The 18,236-nt window shown below is 64.6% G+C and carries 20 protein-coding genes and 1 riboswitch; of the genes, 12 read left to right on the forward strand and 8 right to left on the reverse strand.

Going from position 1 to position 18,236, the window contains the following annotated elements:
• Positions 1–36 precede the first annotated feature (36 nt).
• Together thiC and QFZ91_RS20985 are read right to left on the reverse strand one after the other, a co-directional pair.
• Positions 37–1,968, reverse strand: coding sequence for a phosphomethylpyrimidine synthase ThiC (gene thiC / locus QFZ91_RS20980; RefSeq protein WP_429568304.1), 1,932 nt, complete (start codon positions 1,966–1,968; stop codon positions 37–39).
• Between the two features lie 88 nt (positions 1,969–2,056).
• Positions 2,057–2,174, reverse strand: a riboswitch (TPP riboswitch).
• A 142-nt stretch (positions 2,175–2,316) separates the two neighbouring features.
• Complete coding sequence (locus tag QFZ91_RS20985) at positions 2,317–2,721, reverse strand: GreA/GreB family elongation factor (RefSeq protein WP_429568305.1); 405 nt, start codon at positions 2,719–2,721, stop codon at positions 2,317–2,319.
• Positions 2,722–3,311: 590 nt separating this feature from the next.
• Here QFZ91_RS20985 and QFZ91_RS20990 point away from each other — a divergent pair.
• The 6 genes from QFZ91_RS20990 to QFZ91_RS21015 all read left to right on the forward strand — a co-directional run bounded on the left by QFZ91_RS20990 (position 3,312) and on the right by QFZ91_RS21015 (position 8,028).
• Positions 3,312–3,770 (forward strand): hypothetical protein, encoded by a 459-nt coding sequence (locus QFZ91_RS20990; RefSeq protein ID WP_429568306.1) that lies wholly within the window; start codon positions 3,312–3,314, stop codon positions 3,768–3,770.
• A 108-nt stretch (positions 3,771–3,878) separates the two neighbouring features.
• Positions 3,879–4,742 (forward strand): DUF1223 domain-containing protein, encoded by an 864-nt coding sequence (locus tag QFZ91_RS20995; protein WP_429568307.1) that lies wholly within the window; start codon positions 3,879–3,881, stop codon positions 4,740–4,742.
• A 49-nt stretch (positions 4,743–4,791) separates the two neighbouring features.
• Positions 4,792–5,442, forward strand: a complete 651-nt coding sequence (locus tag QFZ91_RS21000; protein ID WP_429568308.1) for a cytochrome b/b6 domain-containing protein — start codon at positions 4,792–4,794, stop codon at positions 5,440–5,442.
• A 75-nt stretch (positions 5,443–5,517) separates the two neighbouring features.
• Positions 5,518–6,321, forward strand: coding sequence for a molybdopterin-dependent oxidoreductase (locus QFZ91_RS21005; protein WP_429568309.1), 804 nt, complete (start codon positions 5,518–5,520; stop codon positions 6,319–6,321).
• Positions 6,322–6,414: 93 nt separating this feature from the next.
• Positions 6,415–6,663: a pentapeptide MXKDX repeat protein gene (locus QFZ91_RS21010; RefSeq protein ID WP_368595223.1), complete on the forward strand. Its 249-nt coding sequence runs from the start codon at positions 6,415–6,417 to the stop codon at positions 6,661–6,663.
• 435 nt (positions 6,664–7,098) lie between these two features.
• Positions 7,099–8,028 (forward strand): EamA family transporter, encoded by a 930-nt coding sequence (locus QFZ91_RS21015; protein WP_368718401.1) that lies wholly within the window; start codon positions 7,099–7,101, stop codon positions 8,026–8,028.
• A 35-nt stretch (positions 8,029–8,063) separates the two neighbouring features.
• Here the strand turns inward: QFZ91_RS21015 and QFZ91_RS21020 are convergent, their stop codons facing one another.
• Positions 8,064–10,106 (reverse strand): FAD-dependent oxidoreductase, encoded by a 2,043-nt coding sequence (locus tag QFZ91_RS21020; protein WP_429568310.1) that lies wholly within the window; start codon positions 10,104–10,106, stop codon positions 8,064–8,066.
• Positions 10,107–10,413: 307 nt separating this feature from the next.
• On the opposite strand from QFZ91_RS21020, the gene QFZ91_RS21025 reads away from it, so the two are divergent.
• The gene (locus tag QFZ91_RS21025) at positions 10,414–11,211 is read left to right on the forward strand and encodes a DUF4397 domain-containing protein (protein WP_429568311.1); all 798 of its coding nucleotides are present in this window, start codon (positions 10,414–10,416) and stop codon (positions 11,209–11,211) included.
• 252 nt (positions 11,212–11,463) lie between these two features.
• On the opposite strand, the gene QFZ91_RS21030 is transcribed toward QFZ91_RS21025, so the two are convergent.
• Entirely contained in the window at positions 11,464–11,601 is a 138-nt protein-coding gene (locus tag QFZ91_RS21030; protein ID WP_013089876.1) for an entericidin A/B family lipoprotein, read from the reverse strand.
• A 219-nt stretch (positions 11,602–11,820) separates the two neighbouring features.
• Positions 11,821–13,458, reverse strand: coding sequence for a sensor histidine kinase (locus QFZ91_RS21035; RefSeq protein ID WP_429568312.1), 1,638 nt, complete (start codon positions 13,456–13,458; stop codon positions 11,821–11,823).
• A gap of 40 nt (positions 13,459–13,498) precedes the next feature.
• Here QFZ91_RS21035 and QFZ91_RS21040 point away from each other — a divergent pair, with 40 nt between their 5' ends.
• The 5 genes from QFZ91_RS21040 to QFZ91_RS21060 all read left to right on the forward strand — a co-directional run bounded on the left by QFZ91_RS21040 (position 13,499) and on the right by QFZ91_RS21060 (position 15,953).
• Positions 13,499–13,675: a DUF1328 family protein gene (locus QFZ91_RS21040; protein WP_013089874.1), complete on the forward strand. Its 177-nt coding sequence runs from the start codon at positions 13,499–13,501 to the stop codon at positions 13,673–13,675.
• Between the two features lie 93 nt (positions 13,676–13,768).
• Positions 13,769–13,930, forward strand: a complete 162-nt coding sequence (locus QFZ91_RS21045) for a DUF1328 domain-containing protein (protein ID WP_006052455.1) — start codon at positions 13,769–13,771, stop codon at positions 13,928–13,930.
• 211 nt (positions 13,931–14,141) lie between these two features.
• The gene (locus tag QFZ91_RS21050) at positions 14,142–14,687 is read left to right on the forward strand and encodes a ferritin-like domain-containing protein (protein WP_429568313.1); all 546 of its coding nucleotides are present in this window, start codon (positions 14,142–14,144) and stop codon (positions 14,685–14,687) included.
• A 181-nt stretch (positions 14,688–14,868) separates the two neighbouring features.
• Positions 14,869–15,501 (forward strand): response regulator, encoded by a 633-nt coding sequence (locus tag QFZ91_RS21055; RefSeq protein WP_429568314.1) that lies wholly within the window; start codon positions 14,869–14,871, stop codon positions 15,499–15,501.
• Positions 15,502–15,521: 20 nt separating this feature from the next.
• Positions 15,522–15,953: a response regulator gene (locus QFZ91_RS21060; protein ID WP_176382183.1), complete on the forward strand. Its 432-nt coding sequence runs from the start codon at positions 15,522–15,524 to the stop codon at positions 15,951–15,953.
• Positions 15,954–15,975: 22 nt separating this feature from the next.
• Here QFZ91_RS21060 and QFZ91_RS21065 read toward each other — a convergent pair whose 3' ends face one another.
• The 3 genes from QFZ91_RS21065 to QFZ91_RS21075 form a co-directional block, all read right to left on the reverse strand.
• On the reverse strand, positions 15,976–16,329 hold the full coding sequence (locus tag QFZ91_RS21065; protein WP_176124072.1) for a DUF1493 family protein: 354 nt from the start codon (positions 16,327–16,329) through the stop codon (positions 15,976–15,978).
• On the reverse strand, positions 16,329–16,760 hold the full coding sequence (locus QFZ91_RS21070) for an STM2901 family protein (protein WP_429568315.1): 432 nt from the start codon (positions 16,758–16,760) through the stop codon (positions 16,329–16,331). Before QFZ91_RS21070 ends, QFZ91_RS21065 begins: the two co-directional genes overlap by 1 nt.
• 230 nt (positions 16,761–16,990) lie before the next feature.
• The gene (locus tag QFZ91_RS21075) at positions 16,991–18,190 is read right to left on the reverse strand and encodes an MFS transporter (RefSeq protein ID WP_176108131.1); all 1,200 of its coding nucleotides are present in this window, start codon (positions 18,188–18,190) and stop codon (positions 16,991–16,993) included.
• Positions 18,191–18,236 lie beyond the last annotated feature (46 nt).

Here is an 18,236-nt window from a genome sequence, read left to right on the forward strand (position 1 = left end):
CAGGGCGCTACTTCGCGCGCGCGTCTCGCAAGCCGCTTATTGCCGCTGATAAATCTCCGCGCCTTGCTTCATGAACTCGATCGACTTGACTTCCATGCCTTTCTGCAGCGCTTCGTTATCGCTGACGCCCTGTTGCGCGGCGAACTCGCGCACGTCCTGGGTGATCTTCATCGAGCAGAAGTGCGGGCCGCACATCGAGCAGAAATGCGCGACCTTGGCCGAATCCTTCGGCAGCGTCTCGTCGTGGAATTCGCGCGCCTTGTCCGGGTCGAGACCGAGATTGAACTGGTCTTCCCAACGGAATTCGAAGCGTGCCTTCGACAGCGCGTTGTCGCGTACCTGCGCGCCCGGATGACCCTTCGCGAGGTCCGCTGCGTGCGCGGCGAGCTTGTACGTGATGATGCCGGTCTTCACGTCGTCCTTGTTCGGCAGACCGAGGTGTTCCTTCGGCGTCACGTAGCACAGCATCGCGGTGCCGAACCAGCCGATCATCGCGGCGCCGATGCCCGACGTGATGTGGTCGTAGCCCGGCGCGATGTCGGTGGTCAGCGGCCCGAGCGTGTAGAACGGCGCTTCGTCGCACCAGTCGAGCTGCAGGTCCATGTTCTCCTTGATCAGCTGCATCGGCACATGGCCCGGACCTTCGATCATCACCTGCACGTCGTGCTTCCATGCGATCTGCGTGAGCTCGCCGAGCGTCTTCAGCTCGCCCAGTTGCGCTTCGTCGTTCGCGTCGTAGATCGAGCCGGGACGCAGGCCGTCGCCGAGCGAGAAGGCCACGTCGTAGGCCTTCATGATTTCGCAGATCTCTTCGAAGTGCTCGTACAGGAAGCTTTCCTTGTGATGCGCGAGACACCACTTCGCCATGATCGAGCCGCCGCGCGACACGATGCCGGTCATCCGGTTCGCGGTGAGCGGCACGTATTGCAGACGCACGCCCGCGTGGATCGTGAAGTAGTCGACGCCCTGCTCAGCCTGTTCAATGAGAGTGTCGCGGAAGATTTCCCACGTCAGGTCTTCGGCCTTGCCGTTGACCTTTTCGAGTGCCTGATAGATCGGCACCGTGCCGATCGGCACCGGGCTGTTGCGGATGATCCATTCGCGCGTTTCATGAATGTGCTTGCCGGTCGACAGATCCATCACCGTGTCGCCGCCCCAGCGGATCGCCCACGTCATCTTGTCGACTTCCTCGCCGATGGAGGAGGTCACCGCCGAGTTGCCGATGTTCGCATTGACCTTCACGAGGAAGTTGCGGCCGATGATCATCGGCTCGCTCTCCGGGTGATTGATGTTGTTCGGGATGATCGCGCGGCCGCGCGCGATTTCCTCGCGCACGAATTCCGCGGTGATTTCGCTGAGACCGTTCGGACCGAACGCGCTCGCGCCGAATGCCTGGCCGGGGTGCTGGCGGCCCATCATCGCGGCGAGCTTCGCGCCGTTCGGGCCGCTCGCCTTCAAGGTCTCCAGATACTCGGCACGACGCTGGTTCTCGCGAATCGCGATGTATTCCATTTCCGGCGTGATGATGCCTTGCTTCGCGTAGTGCATCTGCGTGACGTTCTTGCCGGGGATCGCGCGGCGCGGCGTGCGATGCAGACCCGGGAAACGCAGCTGCGCGGTGGCCGGATCGGCGGCGCGCTCGCGGCTGAAGCTGCTCGACAGACCGCTCAGCGGCTCGGTGTCGCCGCGCTCCTCGATCCACGCCTGACGCAGCGCGGGCAGACCCGCGCGGATGTCGATCTTCGCGTCCGGGTCGGAGTAGGGGCCCGACGTGTCGTACACGTAGATCGCCGGATTCTTTTCGCCGCCGAAGCTGTCGGGCGTGTCGGCCTGCGAGATTTCGCGCATCGGCACGCGGATGTCGGGGCGTGAGCCGGTCACATAGACCTTGCGCGAATTCGGCAGCGGCGCGACGGCGGCCTCGTCCACATGGGCTTCGGCGGAAATAAACTTCGGATTGGCGTTCATGTAAGTCTCCGTACAAAGTGGGGCGGCTAAGCAGGAGACTGAGATGGAAGTGGTCGGAAATCGCTAAGAGGTGACGCTGTCGAGGCTGGTGCGAGATCCGTACGCTTCCCTGCGCTGGCATTATCCAGATCAGGTTCAAAGGGTATTTCTCACCCACGCAACACGGACCTCCAGCTCCGCGCTACGCAGGACCCCCGCGTTAGCAGCGCACACGATACACCGCCCGCCCGCGGTTTGGCAACCTGTCTGAGTGATTCAAAAAACCGGTCCAGATGAATCCAGACATCTCCTATGCTTATTTCGAGACCGCATCAGACAGGGGCAACTTACAGCAATGGAACAGCCGGCTTACAGCGAAAAATCGTCGGCGGCTTCGGGCTGATACAGAATTTTGTCGATCTTGAGCACTTGCTGATCGCCGCTGGGTGGCGTAAAGCTGATGCTCTCGCCGCGGCGCGCGCCGAGCAGCGCGAGGCCGGCCGGCGAGAATACATTCAGCCGCCCTTGCGCGAAATCGGCGTTGGGCGGATAGACGACGGTCCACGTCATTTGTTCGCCGCTCGCCGAATCGATCAGCGTTGCTTGCGAGTTCATCGTGACGACGTCGGCCGGGATGTCGTGCGAGTCGACGATTACCGCGCGTTCGAGCACGTCGTCGAGCATTTGCTGCAGCTTGGCGTTGGCGGCCGCATGTTTCTCGAGGCGGGTCACGTCGAGTTCGGTCAGATAGCAGGTTTTGATCTTCTTCATCATCAGGACTCCGATAAGGCGGTGAAGGATGGCCGCGTGCGACGATCCCATGCGGGTGGTCGGCGGATGAGTGCGAATGGGAAAGCCCGGAGCCCGGCGACGCGGCCCCCGGGGTATCGGCAGGCTACGTCAGCGAGGGCGCCGGGCGGCGTGAAGCGGGAGCATTCGGGACGTCTCGCCGGTGCCGTGCGGCGCGACGCCCGCGCGCGCGCAGCCGCCTGCGCGGCATGGGCGCAAGCGGGCGAGAGCACGGAAAGTCGGACGACGCAGCGAAGTCACGGGCAAAACGACCAGGTGATGGGAATAGCGAACGGCAGGTTGCCGCGCAGCAAAACGTGAAGCCCGCGACACCAGCGACGAAAGCTTGATGTTAGCACGCTGTCTCGGGCACTTCCGTTGGCGACATCGCGCTCCGTCGATCGGCCGTCTTTGTGCGGTGCCAGAAGAAAGCGACGTGATCCGCATTGCGTTCAAGCCAGTCAAAGGATTGCCGTTAAACAAAGTGCAGCGAAGGCCGCACTCCAGCGAACCGATTCGCGGGATGGCGCGTGAATGGCGCGACGCGACTCGCGCCGATTGACAGAGAGGTGCACATGAAAGCGGAAACAATGCGGTGGCGAACGTTCGGTCGCACAGCCGCGGTGGTGGCATTGCTTGCCGCGCCGCTGGCGGCGCCGGCGGCATCGACGGTGACGGGCGGCGTGATCCGGTTCGTGGGGATGATCGTCGCACCGCCGCTGCAGATCAGTGCGGATACGGCGCCCACTGGCGTCGCCGTCGATAGTGCGAGCGTGGCCGGTCAGCGCTTCTCGCGCACGGTGACGTTCAGCGCGCCGCCGGGCGTCGTCAGCGGGGCCGATGTCACGCTCGAAGTGAACGGCGGCACGCAGTCGCGCGATCTGGTGGCAGCGCGTTTCGTCGATGGCATTGGGCACGGCGTGCTGGCCCGCGACGGCCACTACGCGGTCGATCGCGCGGGCGGCGTGCTGTCGCTGAACGCGCGGCGCACCGATGCGGACACGCGCGTGACGGTAGTGGTTAGTTACGACTGAGTCGCGGCGAGCCTTGGCTCGCTAGCCATGCCGGAAAAAAATTAAAAGAGGCTTGTCATAACCGGCCGCGCGGTTCGACAAACGTGCAGATTACGATCGGAGCACGTCATGTCGACCGCGCACAATCGCTCGCTACTTCGGCGCTTTACGAGTTTTTCCAGGCCCGCCGCCGGCCTCGCGCTCGTTGTGCTGAGCGCTTCGGGCATCCGTGCGGCCGATGCGGCCGCGCCCCTATGCGCGACGCACAGCCCCGCGCACCGGTTAGTGCTCGTCGAGCTGTACAGCAGCGAGGGCTGCGATAGCTGCCCGCCCGCCGACCGTTGGCTCGGTCAATGGAAAAGCAACGGCGTCGCGCGCGGCATCGTGCCGCTCGCACTGCACGTCGACTACTGGAACAGCCTCGGCTGGAGCGACCGGTTTTCCCAGCATCGCTTCACCGAACGTCAGGAGACGCTGACGCATCTCGCGGGCGCGCACACGATCTATACGCCGGAAGTGTTCGTCGCGGGCCGCGAGCTGCGCGACTGGTCGCAACGCGACAGTTTCGAGCGCCGCATCGACGAACTCGTCGCCGCACCCGCGCAGGCCAATGTCGCGCTCGCGCTGAGCCCGCGTGCGCCCGGCGCGTTCGATGTCGATGCGCAGTTCAGCACGACGGCAGCCGCCATCACGGGTCCGTTGAGCGCCTATGTTGCCGTCTACGAAAACGCGCTGACGACGCAGGTCGGCGCGGGCGAAAACCGCGGCGCGACGCTGCATCACGAACGGGTCGTCCGTGCCTGGTTCGGGCCCGTGCCACTCGTCGCCGGTCACGCGCGGATTCGTCAGGACATCGATCTACGCGCAGCGAGCGTCGACGCGAAAGCCGATCCGACCGACAACGCCGCCGACCGCTTCGGCGTGGTCGCGTTCGTCGAAAGCGACGCGAGCGGCGACGTGCTGCAAGCGGCCGATCTTCCCGCGTGCCGTTGATCGACATCGCACGCGCCGCATTCTCTACCGCTGCCCGAGGAGAGCCGCCATGTCCACACCCACACCGCACGCGTTGCGCCCCGGCGCACCCTCCGCGCCAGCCGCACCCAAGCGCGGCGTCATTCACCCGCTGTGGCTGCGCATCACGCATTGGCTGAACGCGCTCGCGGCGATCGTGATGATGCTTTCGGGCTGGCGTATCTACGACGCGTCGCCGATCTTTCCGACGTTCAGCTTTCCGACCGCGATCACGCTGGGCGGCTGGCTCGGCGGCGCGCTGCAATGGCACTTCGCGGCGATGTGGCTGCTGGTGTTCAACGGCCTCGTGTATATCGCGCTGAATCTCGCGAGCGGGCGTTTCGTGCGCAAGTTCCTGCCGCTGACGCCGAGCGCGGTGCTGCGCGATTTCATCGCCGCGTTGCGCGGGAAGCTGTCGCACGACGATCTGCGCGTCTACAACGCGGTGCAGAAATTCGCCTACCTGTTCGCGATCGCCGATCTGATCGTGCTGGTGCTATCGGGGCTCGCGATCTGGAAGTCGGTGCAGTTTCCACTGCTGCGTGAACTGATGGGCGGCTACGACAACGCACGCGTCGTGCACTTCACCGCGATGTCGCTGCTGGCCGCGTTTCTTGCGGTGCATCTGGCGATGGTCGCGCTCGTGCCGCGTTCGTTGCTCGCGATGCTGCGCGGACATTGAGCCGCGGCTGCTGACGGCCATGCCGATATTCACGCTCATCGACGCGCCACGCGAACCCCCTACGGATACCGAATCATGAACAAGCCAATCGACAAACCAGCAGACCAGCCCACGCAGCGTGTTGGCCACACGCTCGACCGCGCGTCGATCCTGCTCGATGCGAAGCGCGAACTGGCGATGCCGTCGCGCCGCCTGTTCGGCAAGCAGGTATTGACGCTCGGCGGTCTATCGATGCTGAGCGGCTGCTCGCTGACCGACGACGCTTCCGTGAACCGCTTCCTCACCGCTGTGTCGCGGCTGAACGATCGCGCCCAGGCCGCGCTGTTCGATCCCAAGCAGCTCGCGCCGACCTATACGGAAGCGCAGATCACGCGACCGTTTCCCTTCAACGCGTACTACGGCATCGACGACGTGCCGCGCGTGGACGGCTCGGATTATCAGCTGAAGCTGAGCGGGCTCGTGACCGGCAAGCGCGTGTGGACGCTGCCCGAACTGTACGCGCTGCCGCATGCCGAGCAGATCACGCGGCATATCTGCGTCGAAGGCTGGAGCGCGATCGGCCGCTGGGGCGGCACGCCATTCGGCGATTTTCTGCGGCGTGTCGGCGCGGATATGACGGCGAAGTACGTCGGCTTCAAATGCGCGGACGACTACTACGAAAGCATCGACATGCCGACCGCATTACATCCGCAAACGCTGCTGACGTTTTCTTACGACGGCGAGCGACTACCCGCGAAATACGGCTACCCGATGAAGCTGCGCATGCCGACCAAGCTCGGCTACAAGAATCCGAAGCACATCGTCGAGATATTCGTCACCAACACGTATCCCGGCGGCTATTGGGTCGACCAGGGCTACAACTGGTTCGGAGGCTCCTGACGCATGCGGGCGCACGCGCGCTTGCGGCAGCGGCTTCGGAAGCACGCCGGCACGGGCCGGTTTCGATTCATCCACCACCAACGGAGTCATCCCATGAAGAAGATTGCAGTCACCACGATCGCACTGCTGATGCTGGCAAGCGGCGGCGCCGCATTCGCGCAGGCGAGCGGCGCGATGTCGAACGATGCGATGTCGAAAGACACGATGTCGAAAGATTCGATGTCCAAAGACAGCATGTCGAAGGACGGCATGAAAAAGGACGCGATGAAACACGATTCGATGAAAAAGGGCGGCGGCGAGATGGGCATGAAGCACGAAGCGTCGGGCGCGATGGGCAACTGAGTCCGCGTGCGGGGTGCTTAGCGATCCTGCCGATGGGTGGAGCATCGAACGGATTCGACGCTGAATGGAAGCCGGGGATGCGTCCCCGGCTTTTCTGTTGCAGGAAACCAAAAAGTTACGATTCTGTCGCGCGGCGCACTCGGCGCTTACTGCATAATGCGTTGCGCGCCGCGGCTTTCGCCCGCGGCGTCGCCGCGCATCGCGGCCGCGTTGCATCGCGTCGTTTTGACCGATTCCGCCGCCACAGCCGTTTCTGGCGCTTCCTGCGCCGCCCATCGTCTTACTGTTCCACCGACATGTCCGCCAGCCTCACCCGTCAGACCGCATCGCCGATGCGGTGTCCGCCATCCCGCCCGAAAGGCATCGACGCAGGCGCGGCGCCTCGCGGGCATCGAGCGCAGCGCGCGGGTCGAGTGGCGACGGCGGGCTGAACGCATGTCGCTGCAACGCTCGGTTTTTTCTCCGTCTGGCTGGTCGCTGCGTCTGCCGCAGTCGCGCAAAGGGCGGGTCGCGCTCGCGCTTGCCGTCGTTTATCTGGTGTGGGGCTCGACCTATCTCGCCGTGCACGTCGCGCTCGGCTCGTTCCCGCCGCTGCTGATGTCGGGCTTGCGCAACCTGTTCGCCGGCATCGGTCTGTTCGTGTTCGCCGCGCGCCGCAAGCCGGTCTGGCCGAGCGTCGCCGAAATTCGCAACGCGGGCCTCGTCGGCACGATGCTGGTGGGTCTGTCGAGCGGCATGCTCGCGTACGGCATGCGCACGGTCGGCACCGGCACCGCGGCCGTGATGGTCGCGACTGTGCCGCTGTTCGCGACCGTGATCGCGGCCGCCGCCGGACAGAAGATCGGCCGCGGCGAATGGTTCGCGGTCGGGCTCGGGCTCGCCGGCATCGTGATTCTGAGTCACGGCGACAGCACGCCGGGCTCGGTGGGAGGCAGTCTCGCGATTCTGTGCGGCGCGCTGTTCTGGGCCGGCGGCGCGCATCTGGCCGGAGTGCTGAAGCTGCCGTCGGACCTGTTTCTGTCGACCTCACTGCAGATCGGCCTTGGCGGCGCGATCTCGACGCTAGTCGCGTGGGCGGCGGGCGAGCGGATGCTCGAGCTGCATTTCCTGCCGCTCGTCGCGTTCCTGTATCTGATGCTGATCGGCACGATGGCCGCGTTCGTCGCGTACGGTTATCTGATTCGCCACACGAGCCCGATCATCGCGAGCAGCTGCATGTACGTGAATCCGATCGTCGCGGTTGCATTGGGTGCGCTGCTGCTCGGCGAGCCGGTCACACGCTCGACGGTGATCGCGACGATCGTGATCCTGAGCAGCGTCGGCTTGTCGTTCTGGTTCGATTACCAGAAGAAGGGCAGCGCCTGAGCGCGGTCGGTTCTCGTCGAACCGCGCCGCAGTTGTCAAAGCGCCGCCGCGAGCTCCGCGCCCTCGCGGATCGCGCGCTTCGCATCGAGCTCGGTGGCGAGCTTCGCGCCGCCGATTACATGAAAACGCGGGCCGCCGCCGCCGTGCTTGCCATCGACGGTCGACGGCAACAGCTCGCGCAACGACTCCTGCCCCGCGCACACGACGATCGTATCGACGTCGAGCCATTCGTCGGCACCGTCTCGCGCGATCCTCAGACCGCGCGCGCTGATCTCCCGATAGTCGACGCCGCCTAGCATCTGCACGCCGTTCCTCGTGAGCGCGGCGCGATGCACCCAGCCCGACGTCTTGCCGAGCCCGCCACCGAGCTTGCCGGCCTTACGCTGCAAGAGCCAGATCTGCCGCGCCGGTTGCGCGGCAACGGGCGGCTTCAGGCCGCCGCGCTCGCGCACCGCGAGGTCGACGCCCCATTCGTCGAGCCACGTATCGCGCGGCACCGGCAGCGGCTCGCCCGCGCGATGCAGCAGAAACTCGCTGACGTCGAAGCCGATCCCGCCCGCGCCGATCACCGCGACGCGCGCGCCGACCGGCGCACCGCGCAGCACGTCCACATACGACAGCACGTTGGACCCGTCGATGCCGGCAATCGCCGGCCGCCGCGGCACGATGCCGGTCGCGACGATCACGTCGTCGTAGGCGCCCGCGGCGAGCAGCGCGGCATCGACGCGCGTGCCGAGCCGCACGTCGACGCGATGGCGTTGCAACTGGCTGCCGAAGTAGCGGATCGTTTCGCTGAACTCTTCCTTGCCCGGCACGCGCATCGCGAGATTGAACTGGCCGCCGAGCGTGTCGCTGGCCTCGAACAGCGTCACGCGATGCCCGCGCGAGGCCGCCACCGTCGCGGCCGATAGCCCGGCCGGCCCGGCGCCGACCACCGCGATCGAGCGCGCCTGTCGCGCGCTCGCCAGCGGCCGGTAGACGAGCTCGGTTTCGCGTCCCGCGCGCGGATTGACGAGGCAGCTCGCGCGCTGATTCCTGAACGTGTGATCGAGGCAGGCCTGATTGCACGCGATGCAGGTGTTGATTTCCTGCGCGCGGTCCAGGGCGGTCTTCAGCACGAACTCGGGATCGGCGAGCAGCGGCCGCGCCATCGACACGAGATCCGCGGAGCCGTCGGCGATCAGCGCTTCAGCCACCTCGGGCGTGTTGATACGGTTCGACGCGATCACCGGCACGTTGACGGATGCCTTCAGGCGTGCGGTCAGCGAGGCGAACGCCGCGCGCGGCACCGAGGTCACGATGGTCGGCACGCGCGCCTCGTGCCAGCCGATGCCGGTGTTGAAGATCGTCACGCCGGCCGCTTCGAGCGCCTGCGCAACCTGCACGGTTTCCTCCCACGTATTGCCGCCCTCGACCAGATCGATCAGCGACAGCCGGTACACGACGATGAAGCGCTCGCCGCATTCGGCACGCACCCGCTCGACGATCTCATAGGCGAGCCGCATGCGATTCTCGATGCTGCCGCCGTATCGATCGGTGCGCCGGTTCGTGCGCGGGCACAGGAACTGGTTCAGCAGATAGCCTTCGCTGCCCATGATCTCGACGCCGTCGTAGCCCGCGCGTTGCGCGAGCCGCGCACAGCGCGCGTAGTCGCGCACGGTTCGGTCGATGCCGGCGAGCGTCAGCGCGCGCGGCTTGAACTTCGAGATCGGCGATTTCAACGCCGACGCCGACACCGCGAACGGCTGATAGCCATAACGGCCCGCATGCAGGATCTGCAGCGCGATCTTGCCGCCCTCCGCGTGCACGGCCTCGGTCACGAGCCGGTGATTGCGCAGATCGAACACCGAGTTGAGCGTGCCGCCGAACGGCAGCAGCCAGCCCTCGCGATTCGGCGAAATGCCGCCCGTGATGATCAGGCCGACGCCGCCTTTCGCGCGCTCCCGGAAGTATGCGGCCAGTTGCGGGTAATGCCAGAAGCGGTCTTCCATGCCCGTATGCATCGAGCCCATCACGACGCGGTTGGACAGACGTGTGAAGCCCAGGTCGAGCTCGGCGAGTAAGTGTTGGTAAGACATGCAGGGACCGTGTAAGTGGGGGCCGCACGAACGATACACCGCGCGCCGGACCAGACCGCCGAGGAAAAATTCTAAACCGCGGCATTCCGTTGATTCGCAAGACCTGGGTCGGTTGTCTCAGGCCAGCTATTTGGGGCACGGCACACCCATTGCTGATTTTGAGCGTCCATCGTCACGGACGCGCCACCGACAAAACCGGCGCGCCGTGCGGCACGGATGGGAGGAGGGCGACCGCGAGGCTTCCCGCGGCCGCCCGCGTATCAATGGGCGGTGAGCGTCAAGCCCTATATCGAAACAGGTGAAAACAATGAAAATTATCCGAATCATGGTGGCGGTCGTTGCGGCCGCGGCGGTACTGAGCGCGTGCGGCGGCGGTGATGGCAGCGATGCGGGCAAGACGCTGGGGTTGACCAATCCCGAGATCCATTTCGTTCACGCGCTTCCGGGTGGCCCCGCGGTCGACTTCCTTGTCAATGGCAGCGCGCCTTCCGGACAGACCAACATCTCGTATAAAGGCGTGACCAACCTCACCAATATCGACACGGGCCCGACGACCGTCGCTTATGCGGCGACCGGCACGAAGAACGCGCTCGCGAGCGGCAGCTTCCCCGATGTCGCGAAGGGCCACGTGTACACGGTGCTCGCGTTGCCGGGTCTGTCGGCGCCCGACATCGGCCTGATCGACGATCCGTTCGACAAGGGCTTGCTGACCAACGACGCGCGCGTGCGCGGCTTCAATGCGTCGGCGAACGCGCCGGACCTCGACCTCTACCTCGTGCAGGCCACCGCCACCAGCATCACCAGCGTGTCGCCGACGCTCGCCGGCGTGTCGCTCAAGAACGCGGTGCCGGCGAGCGGGCAGGATTCGATCTACGTGTCGGGTGGCCAGTACGTGCTGATCGCGACGGTGGCCGGCAGCAAGACGCCGATCTTCCAGTCGAACTCGTTCTCGCTGGCGAACAACGCCGACTGGCTGATCACCTCGGTGCCGATCGCGGGCGTGTTGAGCCAACTGGCGCCCGGGCAGATTCGTCTGCTGATCGTACAGAACGGCAATACGAGCACGCCGAGCGTGGAGCTGTCGAATACGTTGACCGGGCAATGACGCGGGCCACCGATCACCGGATGAGCCTCGCGCGGCGCGAGCATCGATGAGCCGCTCGCGCCGACCGGATAATCAAGGACTCCGGATGGTCGGAAAGTGGGGAGGACGGCACGGCGATCCACGAGAGTGGGTCGCCGTTCTGTTTGATGGCGCTCTGAAAACGCGTCGCGCCGCGTAGCAAGCCAACATGCACAAAAAAGCCCGCGCGACATCCCGCGACGGGCTCTGCAAAACCTGCTGCCATGTGCCGGCTTATTTTGCCTTTTCCGCCTCGTTCGTGATGGCGTGGCCGCCCTTCGAAATGTCCTGGCCGGCGCCGGCCATCGTGTTGCAACCCGTGACGAGCATGGCGGTTCCTGCGAGCACAAGCAAAGCGATCAGTCGAGTCATGAAACTTCTCCTTGTCGAGAATGCATCGGTTGATGTCGTCCGACCGGGGCCATGCCAGTCGATCAGGTTTCGATCCGGTTTCGAACCGGCCTGATTGCATGGTAAAAAAAAGGTTGGGGGCGGCGCTGTCGGCCGTGCCGCGATTTTGTTGTAGGCGTGCTCCGGTGTTTGCGTCGGCGCACTCCTACAACGGCTTTGCGGTGCGACGGCCAGCATGCGTCAGACGGGGTTTTGCGACGAAGTGATCGGTGTGGCCGGCGACGCCGGCGGCTGATCGATCGAAGGCGTCGCCGTGCTTGCGCTCGGCATCACGACGTCGATTTCGGTGCCGTTTTGCGCGCCACGGCGGATGTCGAAGCGTCCGCCATGCGCGGCCACGCGCTGCCGCATGCCGAGCAGGCCATGCGTATGCGTGCGTTTCAGATCGGCCGGCATGATGCCGACGCCGTTGTCCGCGATATGCAGCGCGACCTCGCCATCGCCGATCCGCAGCGCGATGCCGACCTTCGAGGCCCGCGCGTACTTGGCGGCGTTCGTCAGCGACTCCTGCGCGACCCGAAAGAGCGCGATCTCGGTCTGTTCGTCGAGCTGGACATCGTCGGCGGGCAGGTGCAGTTCGAGCGTCCAGTTGTTGCGCTGCGCGGCTTCGTCGGCGAGCGTGCGCAGCGCGGTGACGAGCCCGAAATTGGCGAGTACGGTCGGCCGCATGTCCTCGATGATGCGCCGCTTCAACGCGATACCCTGGTCGAGATTGGCGAGCGCGCGCTGCAGCTTGTCGGCGATGTCCGGCCCGCTGTCCTTCAGCTTGCGGCGCGCCCACGCTACGTCCATCCGGCATGCGGTCAGAATCGCGCCGAGCTCGTCGTGCAGCTCGCGTGCGAGCTGGGTCTTTTCGTTTTCGCTGACCGCCTGCAGATGCCAGCCGAGCGCTTCGAGCTGGCGCGTGCGCTCGCCCACCAGCTGGTCGAGTTCCTCTTGCTGCGTAATCAGCTGACGCTGCGCGCGCGCCTGCCGGTCGATCTGGATGCCTAGATTGCGAAACAGCAGAATGAACAGCACGATGTTCAGCGCCGACAGCCCCGCCGCGCACAGCGTCGACAGCCGCTGATCGGCGCGGCTCGCGGCCAGCGCGTGCTGCGCGCGGCGCTCCTCGTTGTCGCGCAGCAGCGTGAGCGTGCTGTCGATCAGCGACGCGTCCGCCGGATTGACGTCGCTCGCGGGCCCGCATCCGCCGAGTTCTAGCGGATGCGGCGCCACGCGCTGCATCGCGGCGGTGCCCGCGCCGATGCGCGCGTCGATCAGCGCGAGAATCTGCGTAAAGCTCGCGAGCTCCGCGCTGTCCGCGCGCCCGCCGCGATAGAAGTGGTCCAACTGCCGGGTGGTCTCGCGAATGCGCGCGGCGCTCGCGCAGAACGCTTGCGCGGATGCGTCGTCCTTCGTCAGAAGAAACTGGTTTTGTTGTGCGCTGAGGCGCGATAGGTCGCTCGCGAGCGTGCTCAGTTGCACGGTGACGTCGCGCGCTTCGAGCGCGGTCTCGTACTCGGCGGCGATGCGCTGACGCGCGCTCTCGAGAATCACGAGGCCGCCCACCGTGATCACGATCGCGACCGTCATCGCGATCGCCCAACTGCGCCTGCGCATCCAGTCGGCGAGCCGCGCCGCGGCGCGCGCGCCAGGCTGTTCCGGCGGGTTCTGCAGATTCGACACTTGCTGCTCCGCAAAAAGGGCATCGACTCGGGCGTCGACTTCAGCATCGACCGAAGCCGCGCGTAACGTCGTCGTAATCCAATGTAAGCGGATTCTCACACGAAAAACGGCGAGCGTCGGAATGCGCGCGGCACCGCGCATCGATAGCATGGACCCGATCGTTCATTCAATGTTTCGGGAGAAAACCATCATGCTGAAGTGGGCGCTGTTCTTCGCGATCATCGCGGTGATCGCGGGTCTTCTCGGCTTTACCGGCATTGCGGCCGGCGCGGCGGCGATCGCGAAGTTCCTGTTCTTCGTCTTTGTCGTGCTGTGCGTGGTGTTCCTCGTGCTCGGCTTCGTCGTGACGAAGAAAACGATTGATTAGCGCGGCCATCGCAGTGGCGGCAAGCCGCGCCTTCATAGCAGGCGAGGGGTTTGCTGGTAGTCGATTGCAGGGCCAACAAAAGGGAGAAATGCCATGCTTCACTATGCCATCGTCTTCTTCGTGATCGCGATCATCGCGGCGGTGTTCGGCTTCACCGGCATCGCGGCCGGCGCGGCCGAAATCGCGAAGATCCTCTTCTACATCTTCCTCGTCGTGTTCGTGGTCACGTTGCTGCTCGGCGTGTTTCGAACCTAGCCACGCGAGCCCTGGATGAACGTAACACGAGATCGGCAGCGAAGTACGCAATACGTAGGTACAGGTAGTCAACAAGGCGCGGGAACGCGCGGCGTTTGAATCCTCGATCGAGGCGCCCGCGTTCGAAGCGCGCCGTCACTCCACCGTCGGCGCATCAGGCGCGATTCGTGCTGATGCGCGATTCCCCAATATCGGATAAAGGAGAAGTTCGATGACGAAGCAATCTGGCGACACGTTCGTGATGGACATCAAAAAGATCCGCGAGGACGCGCGCAAGCATATGTCGGATGGTCCGGTCACGCCGAGCTACGGCGCGAATCGCGACACGGTGCTCAAGCTGCTCAACGACGCGCTCGCCACCGAGCTCGTCTGCACTCTGCGTTACAAGCGTCACTACTTCATGGCGAAGGGCATCAACTCCGAAGCGGTCGCGACAGAATTCGCCGAGCACGCGAGCGAGGAGCAGGAACACGCCGATCGCATCGCCGAGCGCATCGTGCAGCTTGGCGGCGAACCCGATTTCGCGCCGGACGGCATCAAGGCGCGCGCGCATTCGGAATACAAGGAAGGCACCGATCTGACCGACATGATTCGCGAGAACCTGATCGCGGAGCGCATCGCGATCGACACGTACCGCGAGATCGTCCACTATCTCGGCGAGAAGGACGTGACCACGCGCCGGCTGTTCGAGGAGATTCTCGCGGTCGAGGAAGAGCACGCCGACGATATGGCGGATCTGCTCGCGGGGCGTGAGTAGCGCGCCAAAGTGACAGGGAAGCGACGAAGACGCGGCGCAATAGTGTTGACCGGGCGCCAGCGAACTCGGGAATGCCGGCGGCTGCGGTGCGAAGCCGCCCTCGCAGTCCACGTTCTGCCGTGGCCGCGGATCATTACAATGTCGGCTTAGGAGCGACTCCCTTTGCACGGACACCCAAGCGATGATTCGAGTGCTGATAGCTGACGATCATGCGATCGTTCGAGGTGGTTTCAGACAATTCGTCGCCGACGAGCCGGACATGTGCGTCGCCGCCGAGGCCGCGACCGGCGACGAAGCGATCGGCCTCGTGCGCGAGCAGGCATTCGACGTGGTGCTGCTCGACATCGCGATGCCGGACAAGAACGGCATCGATACGTTGCGGGTGATCAAGCAGGTGCGTCCGGAGCAGGGCGTGCTGATCCTGTCGGGCTACCCCGAGAGCCAGTACGCGATCAATCTGCTGCGCGCGGGCGCGAACGGCTATCTGAACAAGGACTGCGAGCCGGAAGAAATCGTGCGCGCGATCCGCTCGGTTGCGCGCGGTCACCGCTATCTGTCGGAGGCGGTCGCCGATACGCTTGCCGACAATCTCGACAAGCCCGCCGCCGGGCGTCCCCATGAAGCGCTATCGGAGCGCGAATTCCAGATCTTCTGCAAGCTCGCGGCCGGCCAGTTGCCGACTCAGATCGCGGAAGAACTGCATCTGTCGGTCAAGACGGTGAGCACGTATCGCGCGCGAGTGCTCGAGAAGATGCGACTCGCGAACAACGCGGACCTCACGTATTACGCGATCAAGAATGGTCTGATCGAATGACGGACGATCGAGACATCCTGATGAACAGCGAATCGAACCCTGCTACCGATCCAGCCAGCCGCGCGCCGTTGCGCGTGCTGCTGATCGAGGATTCGCCGCTGATCCGCCGCAGCCTCGTCGAGGCGATCGATGCTTCGGGCTTGCTGCGCGTGGCCGCTTATGCCGATTCCGCCGATCAGGCAATCGCGTTACTCGGCGACGAAGCGTTCGACGCGGTAATCGTCGATTTGCAACTGAAGCAGGGCTCGGGTGTGCCGGTGCTCGCGTATCTGCAGCGCGAGGGGCTGATCGATTCGATGTTCGCGGCGGTGCTGACCAATCATGCGTTGCCCGCGTATCGAGCGCGCTGCGAGCAGTACGGCGTGCGGCACTTTTACGACAAATCGTTCGAGTTCGATCGTGTGCTCGACGCGCTGCATGAGTATGCGTTGGGGCGGGGGGGCGGCGAGTAAGAGCCTGCGCGGGAGGACGTTTCTAGTCAGTTTTCCATGATCCGCATTTCATGGCTTCTTCGAGCATCCCAAGGGTAAGCGAACGTCCACCGAGTAATTCTCGCGCGCTGGCACTGAACGGGGACTTCAACGCGGCCGCGACGATGTCGAGTTTTCGCATATTGGCGGACGGAACGTAATAGGCGACGTCGAAATCGCGCAGGTCCACCTGGAAGCGTTGAGCCCATGCCTGCATCACGTCGAGGATTCTCGCCGGCTCCCACTCCAGATCGTGATACAGATCCATGTCGCGGGTCAGCTCGTCGTCGAGGGGCAGCCCAGCGGGCGTGCGCATTTCGCGGATGAACCGAGTGAGATCGAGCCAAGTGTCGTTCATTACAGGCGATCCTCCGGTTTGACCAGGCGGTTATAGGCATTGACGGTTTTGTAGCCGATTATTGCCACGTCAGATGCGGTGATTATCCACCCGACTCCGGGAATTGCTCGACCGACGAATACGCCCAGATGGCTCGTCAACTTCACGCGCAGTAGCACGACGCTCGTCCATGACGTGAATGTAGGCAGAATTCGATGCTTTAACTCGAAGGGCAATAGCGAGCGGGACAGCTTCGACGCCACTGACGTGCCTTTTACCGCGCCGCCAAATTTGCCTCGCGTCGGAATGAAGCGCGAGCCTGCGACGATCATGGAGGCGCCCACGGCATCGCTGATACCGATTTGGGCCATGGTTTCATCCACGGAGATTAGAAGGAACAGTTGCGTCGCGGTTAGATTGCCGTGTATTCCGTAGTTATATTTATTCGACATACCGGCGTGTGGACTTGATCGGGCAGGGGACAACGCATAACGCGTCGATGAACAATGGCGCGAGTCTTCGACTCGTGCCCACATCAGTCCGTTAAGCTATCAAGTAATGACGAGTAATGAAATGGGCGAAGGATGATTCCGCGCGACGGAATGCGACAGGCGTTACCAGGCTCCGCCAGCGGTGGCAAATCGACAAGACGATTCTTATCCGGCCCTGGTCAGCATTGATATCAATGCCCCGTCCGCGCCGGCAAGCGCAGATGATTCCACGCGCCGAGCCCGGCAAACCCGATCCCCGCGATAGTGACGCCGATCCACCCGAACGCCGGCCACACGATCGCGCCGACACCCGAGCCCAGCGCCCCGCCGATGAAATACGCGACCATGTACACGGTATTCACGCGGCTGCGCGCATCGGGCTTCAACGCATAGATGCGCGACTGATTGGAAATCTGCGCGGCCTGCACGCCGATGTCGAGAATGATCACGCCGACCACGAGTCCCGCGATGCTCTTCGCCGATGCGCCGAAGATCACGAACGCGATCACGACCAGCACGAGCGACACGGTGATGATCGCGCGCGGGCCACGCCGGTCGGCGAACTTGCCCGCGAGCGGCGCGGCCAGCGCGCCAGCCGCGCCGACGATACCGAACAGCCCCGCCGCCTGCGGCCCGAGATGAAACGGCGCACCCGCGAGCAACAGCGCGAGCACCGACCAGAAAAGGCTGAACGCGCCGAACAACGCCGCTCCGGTCAGCGACGCCTCGCGCAGCGCGCGATGCTCGGTCACCAGATGCCACATCGACACGAGCAGCTTGCCGTACGGCAGCGTCGAGGTCGGCTGGCTCTTCGGCAGACGCAAAATGATGACGACCGCGAGCGCGAGCAGCGCGACGACCGATGCGCCAAACACCGCGCGCCAGCCGAAGTATTCACCGACGATGCCCGCCGCGGTCCGCGCGAGCAGGATGCCGAGCAACAGGCCGCTCATCACGGTGCCGACCGCGTGGCCGCGCTCGGACGGCAACGCGAGTTCGGCCGCGAACGGCACCGCCTGTTGCGCGATCGTCGCGAGCACGCCGATCGCTAGGCTCGCGACGATCAGCACCGCGAGCGTCGGCGCCGACGCCGCGACGATGAGCGCGACGCACATGCCGGCGATCTGCAGCAGGATCAGCAAACGCCGGTCGAAGCGGTCGCCGAGCGGCGCGAGCAGCAGCATGCCGGCGGCGTAGCCGAGCTGTGTGACGGCAGGCACCGCGCCGACCCAGGACGCGCTGTCCGGAAACGACTGGCGCAAGTTGTCGAGGAGTGGCTGATTGAAGTAGATGTTCGCCACAGAGACACCGGCGATCGTCGCGAGCAGCAGCAACACGCCGCGCAACGACCGGGCGGAGGAAGCGGAAGTGGAAGCGTCGGAAGTGGACATGACGGAGGCGGATCGACGGACCGGCCCATGCGCGGTCCTCAAGCGT

This window comes from Paraburkholderia sp. JPY419 (assembly GCF_050435705.1).
Taxonomy (GTDB): Bacteria; Pseudomonadota; Gammaproteobacteria; order Burkholderiales; family Burkholderiaceae; genus Paraburkholderia; species Paraburkholderia youngii.

Bases quoted from the DNA above. Each gene is read 5' to 3' on its own strand.
- thiC (WP_429568304.1), bottom strand. From the start codon at position 1,968: ATGAACGCCAATCCGAAGTTTATTTCCGCCGAAGCCCATGTGGACGAG.
- QFZ91_RS20985 (WP_429568305.1), bottom strand. From the start codon at position 2,721: ATGATGAAGAAGATCAAAACCTGCTATCTGACCGAACTCGACGTGACC.
- QFZ91_RS20990 (WP_429568306.1), top strand. From the start codon at position 3,312: ATGAAAGCGGAAACAATGCGGTGGCGAACGTTCGGTCGCACAGCCGCG.
- QFZ91_RS20995 (WP_429568307.1), top strand. From the start codon at position 3,879: ATGTCGACCGCGCACAATCGCTCGCTACTTCGGCGCTTTACGAGTTTT.
- QFZ91_RS21000 (WP_429568308.1), top strand. From the start codon at position 4,792: ATGTCCACACCCACACCGCACGCGTTGCGCCCCGGCGCACCCTCCGCG.
- QFZ91_RS21005 (WP_429568309.1), top strand. From the start codon at position 5,518: ATGAACAAGCCAATCGACAAACCAGCAGACCAGCCCACGCAGCGTGTT.
- QFZ91_RS21010 (WP_368595223.1), top strand. From the start codon at position 6,415: ATGAAGAAGATTGCAGTCACCACGATCGCACTGCTGATGCTGGCAAGC.
- QFZ91_RS21015 (WP_368718401.1), top strand. From the start codon at position 7,099: ATGTCGCTGCAACGCTCGGTTTTTTCTCCGTCTGGCTGGTCGCTGCGT.
- QFZ91_RS21020 (WP_429568310.1), bottom strand. From the start codon at position 10,106: ATGTCTTACCAACACTTACTCGCCGAGCTCGACCTGGGCTTCACACGT.
- QFZ91_RS21025 (WP_429568311.1), top strand. From the start codon at position 10,414: ATGAAAATTATCCGAATCATGGTGGCGGTCGTTGCGGCCGCGGCGGTA.
- QFZ91_RS21030 (WP_013089876.1), bottom strand. From the start codon at position 11,601: ATGACTCGACTGATCGCTTTGCTTGTGCTCGCAGGAACCGCCATGCTC.
- QFZ91_RS21035 (WP_429568312.1), bottom strand. From the start codon at position 13,458: ATGCTATCGATGCGCGGTGCCGCGCGCATTCCGACGCTCGCCGTTTTT.
- QFZ91_RS21040 (WP_013089874.1), top strand. From the start codon at position 13,499: ATGCTGAAGTGGGCGCTGTTCTTCGCGATCATCGCGGTGATCGCGGGT.
- QFZ91_RS21045 (WP_006052455.1), top strand. From the start codon at position 13,769: ATGCTTCACTATGCCATCGTCTTCTTCGTGATCGCGATCATCGCGGCG.
- QFZ91_RS21050 (WP_429568313.1), top strand. From the start codon at position 14,142: ATGACGAAGCAATCTGGCGACACGTTCGTGATGGACATCAAAAAGATC.
- QFZ91_RS21055 (WP_429568314.1), top strand. From the start codon at position 14,869: ATGATTCGAGTGCTGATAGCTGACGATCATGCGATCGTTCGAGGTGGT.
- QFZ91_RS21060 (WP_176382183.1), top strand. From the start codon at position 15,522: ATGAACAGCGAATCGAACCCTGCTACCGATCCAGCCAGCCGCGCGCCG.
- QFZ91_RS21065 (WP_176124072.1), bottom strand. From the start codon at position 16,329: ATGAACGACACTTGGCTCGATCTCACTCGGTTCATCCGCGAAATGCGC.
- QFZ91_RS21070 (WP_429568315.1), bottom strand. From the start codon at position 16,760: ATGTCGAATAAATATAACTACGGAATACACGGCAATCTAACCGCGACG.
- QFZ91_RS21075 (WP_176108131.1), bottom strand. From the start codon at position 18,190: ATGTCCACTTCCGACGCTTCCACTTCCGCTTCCTCCGCCCGGTCGTTG.